This window comes from Marinimicrobium sp. UBA4209 (assembly GCF_002381585.1).
In the GTDB taxonomy this organism is placed as follows: Bacteria; Pseudomonadota; Gammaproteobacteria; order Pseudomonadales; family Cellvibrionaceae; genus Marinimicrobium; species Marinimicrobium koreense.
This window is the reverse complement of record NZ_DFTP01000011.1, coordinates 1-8,622: the sequence shown is the minus strand read 5'-3', so window position 1 is coordinate 8,622 and position 8,622 is coordinate 1. Positions and strand designations below refer to the sequence as shown.

Here is an 8,622-nt window from a genome sequence, read left to right as displayed (position 1 = left end):
AGACCCGCCGTGAACCCATCCATGGGGGCTTCTCGTCGACATCCATGTCTCCGAGAGTCTACAAACGGTATCCCCCACGCACGGCCGGCCAGTCACTTCGCCAAGATCACCTTTAAAGGTAATTAGCTGACTAATCAAACAGATGTTTCAACATAAGATCACAGACATCCGTCGCCGGCACGCGTCCGTCGGGAATCAATTGCGGCTCCGTACTCATCAACAAAGGCAGCGACTCCGGCGAACCATCACTCACCCCATGGGAACCTTTCACCAACTCCGGCGCAACGGCAATCACATCCATCACATAACGAAAGCCCAGTTTCTTCTGAGCCACCCGACGCGCCGCCTTCAATTTCGGAAACCGAAGCTTCGGGTCAAAAAACAACTCGCAGGGATCAAACCCCGGCTTGCGGTGAATTTCCACCTGATGGGCGTAATCCGGCTGGCGCTCATCGTCCAACCAGAAATAATAAGTAAACCAGCTATCGGCATTGGCCAGCAGCACCAGCTCACCGCTGCGCTCATGATCCAGCCCCAGTTCGGCCTGTTCGGTTTTATCCAGAACCCGATCAATGCCTTCCACCCCTTCAAAGACCCGACGAACCGCCGGAATATCATCGGGGTTGTGCACATAGACATGGGCAATCTGGTGGTCCGCAACCGCGAAGGCGCGGCTGCTGAAGTAATCCAGATACTCTTTACCCAAATCCACCTTCACCGACACCATGCCCGCCTCATGGAGTAGTCGATTCGGGTGCACAGCGCGGTTGACGTTCTGAATACCGTACTCGGACAACACCATCACGCGACAACCGCGCTGTTCGAAGAAGTCGAGCAGATCCCCCACCAGGGTATCGATTTCCTTCAGGTCCTGTGCAATATCGCCGTCGGGCCCCTCTTTCTGCAACACATAATCCAGATGGGGCAGATAAACGAGCTGCAGGCTGGGTTGCTTCTCTTCTTCAATATACTTCGCCGCGTCCGCAATCCACTGGCTGGATTTGATGCTGGTCATCGGGCCCCAGAAGTTGAACAACGGGAAGTTACCGAATTTTTCACTCAGGGTGTGGCGCAGCTCCAGCGGGCAGGTATAGCAGTCCGGCTCTTTGCGGCCATCGGCGAGGTAGAGCGGGCGCGGCGTGAGGGTCCAGTCGGCATCGGTGGCCATGGCGTACCACCAGAAGGTGTTGCTGCAGGTAAAGCTCGGGTCGCGTTCTTTCGCCAGGTGCCACACTTTGGGACTCTGTACCAGCTTATTACTTTGCCGCCAGAGCCAGACTTCGTTCATGTCCCGAAAATACCAACCATTAGCCACAATGCCATGATCTTTCGGTGACTTACCAGTGGTGTAAGTGGCTTGGGCAGTACAGGTAACGGCGGGAATTACCGGTTCGATATCGGTAGCCTGATCCCGAAGTCTATTCAGGTTCGGGGTATGTTCGCCCAATAATTTTCTCGTGAGACCTACGACGTTAAGGACAACGGTTCTGTGCATTTCTATACTCGTATTTTCGGCTTGGTGAGGAGCGAGCCATCCGTAGGGCGGTTCAAGACCCGCCGTAAACCCATCCCTGGGGGCTTCTCGTCGACATCCATGTCTCCGAGAGTCTTGAACCGCCCTACGGATGCCTCGCTTGCACGTTTCTAGCGTAATTCTTTAAAGATCTTGAACAGACTCCGGACCGATTGCGTCGAGCGTTCAGTCACAATCCAGTAGTTGGTTTACCCACATTAGCTCTCGAGCGATACTCTCCCCCACCGAATCCGTCTTAAGGTGTTCGGGCAAAACGCCAAAGCTGTAGGTTTCCACTTCCCGGGGAATATCAGTTGCCAGTTTGGGCAGCAGTGTTTTCAGAAAGTCCTGGGTGGTGCCGCAGTCGCCCAGGTGTTCGAGGAAGATCGGTACGTGGAAATGGACCCGGCACTCGGTTGGCGTCAGACCGGCGTCCATGGCTGCTTCGAATTCGGGTAAGTCTGGGAAGGCGTGTAGCGTTCCATCGTTGGTTCGGGCCATGGCCTGGTGTAAGTAGACCGGCTCATTGAAGCCTTTGAGGTGCTCGACTTCTTCCGGAGTGTCGGCCTGTAGGGCGCTCGAGACCTGGACTTTGGCGATGGGGATTTCGGCTTCGGCCAGGCGTTGCAGGCAGGTGGCCGGGTCTTCGAATTCGACGGCCTGGTGGCAGCAGTCGAAGCACACGCCGAGGTGGGCGTTTTCGGCCAGGCTCAGACGCGGGCGCAGGCGTTGGAAGAAATCCAGCAGTTCGTCGGTGGTTTCAAGTACGCAGGCCGGTTCGGGTTCGATGGCGAGCATCAGGTGTACGCCGGTGCTTCGCTTCAGGTTGGCGAAGTGGGCGAGCACGTCCTGGATGTGGCCGAGTACGGTGTTCCAGTCTTCCGGTGCGAAGCCCTGTTTGAAGGCGACCGGTACCGTGGATATCGACAGCTGTCGGGCGTCCGGTTGCAGTTGTACGGCGATATCGCCGAGCTGACAGGTGTAGCGCACGCGCTCCTGGTCGCGCCAGTCCGGCAGGTAGACGTTTTCTTTGACCCGCTCGTTGTGGAAGGCGCCGTAGGGAAAGCCGTTGATGGTCAGCAGATAGGCGTTGTGTTCGCGACACCACTGCTGAAATTCCGCAACGGCCTGGGCGTCCACTTGCGCCGCCGCTTGCCCGGCAATGCGCAGTCCCAGAGGAAAGGGGCGCTGGGCGCTGTCGCCCAGTCGCTCCATCACTTCCAGTCCGTGGCTGTTGAGGTTGTGCATCACATCGGCCCAGCCTTCGCCGGGGTGAATGTTGCTGCAATAGGTGAGCGGTGCGTTCAGCTTGGCCATTGGTTCTCCAGCAATTGCTGACGGCACTGGTGCATGGTGTCCAGATCAATGTGGTCCACTTCTTCCGCTTCGCCCGCCGAGGTCAGCAGAGTGATGCACAGCTCGCCGCCCAGATGTTCGCGGAAACCCTGCAGGGCCGCATCAATATCCAGTGCTTCGAGGGCCGGATGACGCAGGGTAAAGCCGACGCCTTCGAGCGTGTCGCGAATGGCCAACAGGGTGTGCGTATCGATGGTACCCATGGCGTGGGAGTACAGCGAGTCCAGGGCAATGCCGATGGCCACCGCTTCGCCATGGCGCAGCTCGGAGTTGGAGAGTTCTTCCATCCGGTGGGCGCCCCAGTGGCCGAAATCCAGCGGCCGGGCACTACCCTGCTCAAAGGGATCGCCACTGGTGCGGATATGGTTCAGATGCAGCTCGGCGCAGCGGGCGATCATATGCTCCATGGCCTTGGGTTCAAACTCCCCCAGACGATGGCGCGCTTCGTGTAGCCAGTGGAAGAACTCGCCATCACGAATCAGCGCGACTTTTACCGCCTCGGCGATGCCGCAGCGGCTGTCCCGCTCGGACAGGCTGCTCAGCAGGTCATAGTCGTTGATCACAGCGTAGGGTGCGGCAAAGGTACCCAGGTAATTTTTCCGGCCCCGGTAGTTGATCGCATTTTTCACGCCGATGCCGGCATCGTTCTGGGCCAGGACCGTGGTGGGCATACGAATCAACCGGATGCCGCGATGCGCGGTGGCCGCCGCATAGCCCATGGCATCGATCACGGCACCGCCGCCAATCACCAATGCAAAGCTGTGCCGGTCGATCCGGTCGATTTGGGTACGCTGATAGAACTCATCCACTTCCACCGGGTCGTTCTTACAAATTTCGCCGCCGCGCACCATCAGAGGCGGCTCAATCAGCTCGATCCGGTCCGCATGAGCCTCGGCGTAAGCGCGCATGCGCTCTACCAGATCCGGGTGCCCCTTGAGCACCTGGTCATCGATCACGGGCAGAACCCGGTGACGTTTTTTACCCGCAAACGCGAGCACCTTGAGCAACACATCGCTCTCGGGGTTGAAGGTGTCCCGGTTGAAGTACACCGGGAACTCGTGCGTCATGGTAAACGCTTGGTGAATCTGCCACATGAGTTGCTACCGCTTCTTCTGCAATCAGTTGGGCACCGGCTCATCGACGCGGGGTTGTTGACCGCGCAGCACAGTGTTGTCGTTATAGGATTGGCGCTGGTCGATCACCGCCGGCCGGGAGAGCTCGTCGATGTCGATCTGACCGGACTGGGCGTAGGCGTCCAGGGCGTTCTGCCAACAGGTCAGCTCAATGGCTTTCTCTTCGATACCGCGCTCGCGCATCAGGTTGGCGGTCTTCGGTACCGACAGCGGATCGCTCACGCCCCAGTCGGCGGAGCTGTCGACAATGATGCGTTCCGGCCCGTATTTGCGGACCACTTCCACCATCCGCTCAGAGCCCATCTTGGTATTGGGATAAATGGTAAAGGCCGCCCAGGCGCCGCTGTTCAGCACATCGTCCACGGTCTCTTCGTTGTTGTGGTCGATCACCAGCTTTTCCATGGGTACGCCGATCTCCCGCGCCACATCAATGGAACGGATGATGCCGTTTTTCTTGTCCCGGTGGGGGGAGTGCACCATTACCACCATGTCGTGCTCGACGGCGAATTCCAGTTGGCGCTGATAGATGTACTCTTCGGCCGGGGTGATTTCGTCGTAGCCGATTTCCCCGATCGCCACGACCCCTTCTTTCAGGGCAAAGTTGGGCAGAATCTCCAGCGCCTCACGGGCCAGACCTTCGTTGTTGGCCTCTTTGGAGTTGATGCCGATGGTGCAGTAATGAGCAATGCCGAACTGGGAGGCGCGGAAGCGTTCCCACCCCACCAGGCTGGCGAAGTAATCGATGAAGCTGCCCACGTTGGTGCGCGGCTGGCCCATCCAGAAGGCCGGCTCAATGACCGCGCGAATGCCTGCGGCGGCCATGTTCTGGTAATCGTCGGTGGTGCGACTGCTCATATGAATATGCGGGTCAAAGTACTGCATAAGCACGCCTCTGTTATTCGGGTACGTTATTGATCAAGCGGAAGGCAGCTCGGCGAACAGGGGCGCAAACTGCGCCTGTTCGGAGCGCCCTGCGGTCGCGTTTTGCCAGTAGGGTAACACTTTCGGGTCCGCCGGCTCGACCGACGCCAGCCACTGCGTCTGCCCGGCACGGGCAGCGCCCATCAGCATCGCCTGCTGTTCAGTCGTTGTGGCCTCGGGCCAATGCTGCTCCAGAAGCTGGCGGACCCGCTCAGGGTGATGAGGGCCCAGGCAGAGCCAGAGCCCCAGGTGGTAGTGGCGCCCGGCGCTGTGGCGCTCTTCGGCCCAGTCCAGCGCCATCCGGGTCAGCTCCGGAGTGAGCCGCTGATCCAGCCCGGACACCCGGTACAGCGGGCAATCCAGAAACAGCGCCTTGATCACCAACTGGTGCCAGGCGGTATCGTCAAAGTGGGTGACCGGATAGGGCGAGTCCAGGGCAACGGCTTCAAAGACCGTCAACATATTGGTACGGCAGGCTTCGGCCGCCCGCCAGGTAAACCGCTCGCCGAGAGGCAGCAGAGGCAGGCTGCGGTAGAGCGCACAGGTCTCCCCCTCGTCGGCAAAGCGGAACAGCGCCTCGAACTCCTCGGCAAAGCTCGCCTGCTCCAGGTCGGGGCGCGCCAGAATCAGGTTGATGCGCAGCAGCTCGAGCCGATTCCAGGCCCGTGGGCTCCAGCCTGGCAGTGCGCCTTCAGCGGCGGCCAGCTCCGTGTCGGTCAATCCCAGGGGCTGGCGTTTGGCGTGCCGGCTGGCCATGGCCAGGAGGTTGGCAAAGGTCTGACCCTGGGCACCGTCGGTCACCTGGCCCTGCGCTTTGGCCCAGAAAGCCCGGCCGGACTCGGTCAGATGCTCATCCAACAACGCCTGCAATAATTGATGTACTGAATGCTCCGATGCCACTGCCACTACCTATAAATCATATAATTAGACGCTGGATTATACGCAAACGGTCAAGGGTAATCGAGTCACCCCAAGAAGGTAACCCCAGAATCGTAAGGAATCGTTTAACCCGCCCGGTCGCCCCACCCCATGCGGGCAACCAGACGCCCACAATTGCAATTCAGGGCATTTTCGGCAAAGCTTGCGCCTTTTAACAACCCGAACGACACGCCTATGCCCTCCAAAAAGCTCAACAAAGGCTCCTCCGGCCAGAACCGCAAAGCCAGTGAACAGTATATGGACAAGTTTCGTCAGAAGCCCGGCGTCCAGGAAACCGATTCCGGACTGCTCTACCGGGAGGTGGAGCCCGGCCAGGGCCTGGCGCCCACCATGGACGATAAGGTGGTGGTCAACCAGCGCATTCAACTGGTCAACGGCAAGGTGATTGGCGACACCTATCAGGAGGGAATGCCCGATACCTTCTGGATGAAGGAAGCCATCGCTGGTATTCAGGAAGGGTTACAACTGATGCAGGAAGGCGCTCGCTACGAGTTCGTGGTGCCGCCGGAGCTGGCCTGGGGCAAGAAGGGGGTGGGCAACAAAATCGGGCCCAATGCGGTGCTGATCTTCGACCTGCGCCTGATGGAAGTGGCTTTTAGTTAGCGTGTTACTCCAGCGCGGCTTTACACCGCGCCGGAGCCCACACCTCAAAGCTCGATTGGTTCGCCGTTAAGGCTTACTGACTCGGTCTCAATGGAGGAGACATTTTCCAGAATACCCAACTTATCGGCATGCTTGATGGTGACATCGTGTAACGTCACCCCGCTGATGGGTGCGCGCTCAAAGCCGCGCAAATGGAACACCCGCTCGGCATTCTCTACCACCATGTTACTGACATGGAGATCCTTCACCTTTGGCAGGTAGTCCCCGGCATCCCCCTCCTCATAATAAAAGTTGATCACGAAAACATCTTTCACCTGTCCGATCACGATATCCCGAATGGCGATATTCTCGATCAGCCCGCCACGCACCGAATTGGTCTTGATGCGCACCGCGCGGTCCAGCACCGGGCTGTCCATATGACACCGACGGGCAAACACATTGCGCGCACCGCCCGAGATTTCACTGCCAATCACCACCCCACCGTGACCGGCGCGCATCTGGCAGTCCTGAATCACAATATTCTGGATCGGTGTGGCCAGACGGCGGCCATCGGCGTTTCTGCCCGACTTGAGCGCGATGCAGTCATCCCCGGTATCGAACAGGCATTTTTCGATCAACACGCGGTTGCAGGACTCGGGGTCGCAACCGTCGGAGTTCGGTCCGTGACTGACGCATTGCACACCGCGCACAATCACGTCTTCAGACAGCACGGGGTTGAGCAGCCAGAAGGGGGAGTTGCGAATGGTGACCCCCTCGATCAGGACACGCTTGCAGCGGTAAGGCTGAACAAAGGGCGGACGCAGATAGTTGTCCTCGAACACCCGCTCCTCCACCGGCACACCTTGTTCTGCCATTTCAAACAGCGGCGTGCGAGTGTGCTTTTGATCCTCTACCGGATCAATGGGCCACTGAGCTCGACTCCAGCGTCCCTTCCAGGGCCACCAGACCGTATTGGAGCCATTGCCCTCCAGCACCCCTTGGCCGGTCACCGCAATATTTTCCTGTTCGTAGGCGTAAATCAGCGGAGAGTACCCCATCAGCTCCACCCCTTCCCAGCGGGTCATCACGTAGGGCTTGTAGCGTTCCGGGTCCGTGTAGAAAGACAGCACGGCACCTTTCTGCAAGTGCAGGTTGACGTTGGATTTGAGGTGCACCGGCCCGGTGTTGAACTGCCCCGCCGGAATCACCACCCGGCCACCGCCAGCGGCGGCACAGGCCTCAATGGCTTTGGCAATCGGGCCGGTATTATCGGTTTCCCCATCGCCCTTGCCACCGAACTCTGTGACCGGAAAATCCCGGTTCGGGAAGTCTGTTCGTGCGATATTGTCGATGATGTCGTCGGCCTGCTTCCAGAGCGCCTCATCGCGCCCAGCGTAGGCGGGGGAAGTTGGAGAGGTGGTGCTGCATCCGGCCACCGGCATTAAACCCAGGGCACAGGAAGACAGACCCAGCGCCTTCAGGCTGCCGCGTTTCTGTAGATCGATCATGTTTTCTATCCCGTCGGTTGATTGACTTTAATAAGTAGTTGTTATGACTCATCCGTGATCAAAGCCCTGCTCGTGTCGGCAGAGCCAAGGGGAATAGTGAGACAAAGTGAGGGGAGTTTCAAGAAGTGTGCAAACGGGAGGATTGCCTGGCGATCTGTCGAACCAGAGGGAGGTTCTTACCTTCCGAACACGCATAAAAAAACCCCGCTTCTTGCGAAGCGGGGTTTTTCTGTATGTGGCGCACTCGGGAGGATTCGAACCTCCGACCGCTCGGTTCGTAGCCGAGTACTCTATCCAGCTGAGCTACGAGTGCGTCGTCAACGGGGGCGAATATTAGAGATCTGAAGGCGGTTCGTCAAGTGTTTGATTGAAAAAGTTTTTTTGGAGATGGGTTTCGGCGGATGCGCTTCGCTCCGATGCGTCGGACCGATCCGCCCTACGGCCGAGCACAGCGGTATAAACCTGCGTAGGGCGGATAAGCCGCAGGCGCATCCGCCGTTGCAGTTGGGTGGGATACCAAAAGCTCGGGGAGTTGCTTTACGGGAGGGATAGACCGGGGCACATCCATGTGCCCCGCCCTTCGGGCGCCTGCGGCGGTCCCAATCGCTCCAGGCGATTGGTCGAACCGGAGGGTTCGAACCAAGACATCCCTCACCGCCATATACGAAAA

7 protein-coding genes and 1 tRNA gene are annotated in these 8,622 nt (G+C 58.8%); 1 reads left to right on the top strand and 7 read right to left on the bottom strand.

Annotation, left to right across the window (positions count from 1 at the left end; all coding sequences use genetic code 11):
* Nucleotides 1–130: 130 nt before the first annotated feature.
* The 5 genes from B3187_RS02070 to B3187_RS02050 all read right to left on the bottom strand — a co-directional run bounded on the left by B3187_RS02070 (nucleotide 131) and on the right by B3187_RS02050 (nucleotide 5,823).
* A complete protein-coding gene (locus tag B3187_RS02070; RefSeq protein WP_286804401.1) occupies nucleotides 131–1,495 on the bottom strand; it encodes an alkaline phosphatase family protein in 1,365 nt (454 codons plus the stop codon).
* A 204-nt stretch (nucleotides 1,496–1,699) separates the two neighbouring features.
* On the bottom strand, nucleotides 1,700–2,830 hold the full coding sequence (eboE, locus tag B3187_RS02065; RefSeq protein WP_286804400.1) for a metabolite traffic protein EboE: 1,131 nt from the start codon (nucleotides 2,828–2,830) through the stop codon (nucleotides 1,700–1,702).
* Complete coding sequence (locus tag B3187_RS02060) at nucleotides 2,818–3,963, bottom strand: 3-dehydroquinate synthase (RefSeq protein WP_286804399.1); 1,146 nt, start codon at nucleotides 3,961–3,963, stop codon at nucleotides 2,818–2,820. The genes eboE and B3187_RS02060 overlap by 13 nt, the downstream gene beginning before the upstream one ends.
* A gap of 24 nt (nucleotides 3,964–3,987) precedes the next feature.
* On the bottom strand, nucleotides 3,988–4,884 hold the full coding sequence (locus B3187_RS02055) for a TatD family hydrolase (protein ID WP_024460636.1): 897 nt from the start codon (nucleotides 4,882–4,884) through the stop codon (nucleotides 3,988–3,990).
* Between the two features lie 33 nt (nucleotides 4,885–4,917).
* Nucleotides 4,918–5,823 carry an EboA domain-containing protein gene (locus tag B3187_RS02050; RefSeq protein WP_286804398.1) on the bottom strand — a complete coding sequence of 302 codons (906 nt, stop codon included), beginning with the start codon at nucleotides 5,821–5,823 and terminating at the stop codon, nucleotides 4,918–4,920.
* Between the two features lie 213 nt (nucleotides 5,824–6,036).
* Here B3187_RS02050 and B3187_RS02045 point away from each other — a divergent pair, with 213 nt between their 5' ends.
* Nucleotides 6,037–6,465, top strand: coding sequence for an FKBP-type peptidyl-prolyl cis-trans isomerase (locus B3187_RS02045; RefSeq protein ID WP_286804397.1), 429 nt, complete (start codon nucleotides 6,037–6,039; stop codon nucleotides 6,463–6,465).
* Between the two features lie 44 nt (nucleotides 6,466–6,509).
* Here B3187_RS02045 and B3187_RS02040 read toward each other — a convergent pair whose 3' ends face one another.
* Both B3187_RS02040 and B3187_RS02035 read right to left on the bottom strand, forming a co-directional pair.
* On the bottom strand, nucleotides 6,510–7,952 hold the full coding sequence (locus B3187_RS02040) for a glycoside hydrolase family 28 protein (protein ID WP_286804396.1): 1,443 nt from the start codon (nucleotides 7,950–7,952) through the stop codon (nucleotides 6,510–6,512).
* 236 nt (nucleotides 7,953–8,188) lie between these two features.
* Nucleotides 8,189–8,265 (bottom strand) — tRNA-Arg (locus B3187_RS02035).
* Nucleotides 8,266–8,622 lie beyond the last annotated feature (357 nt).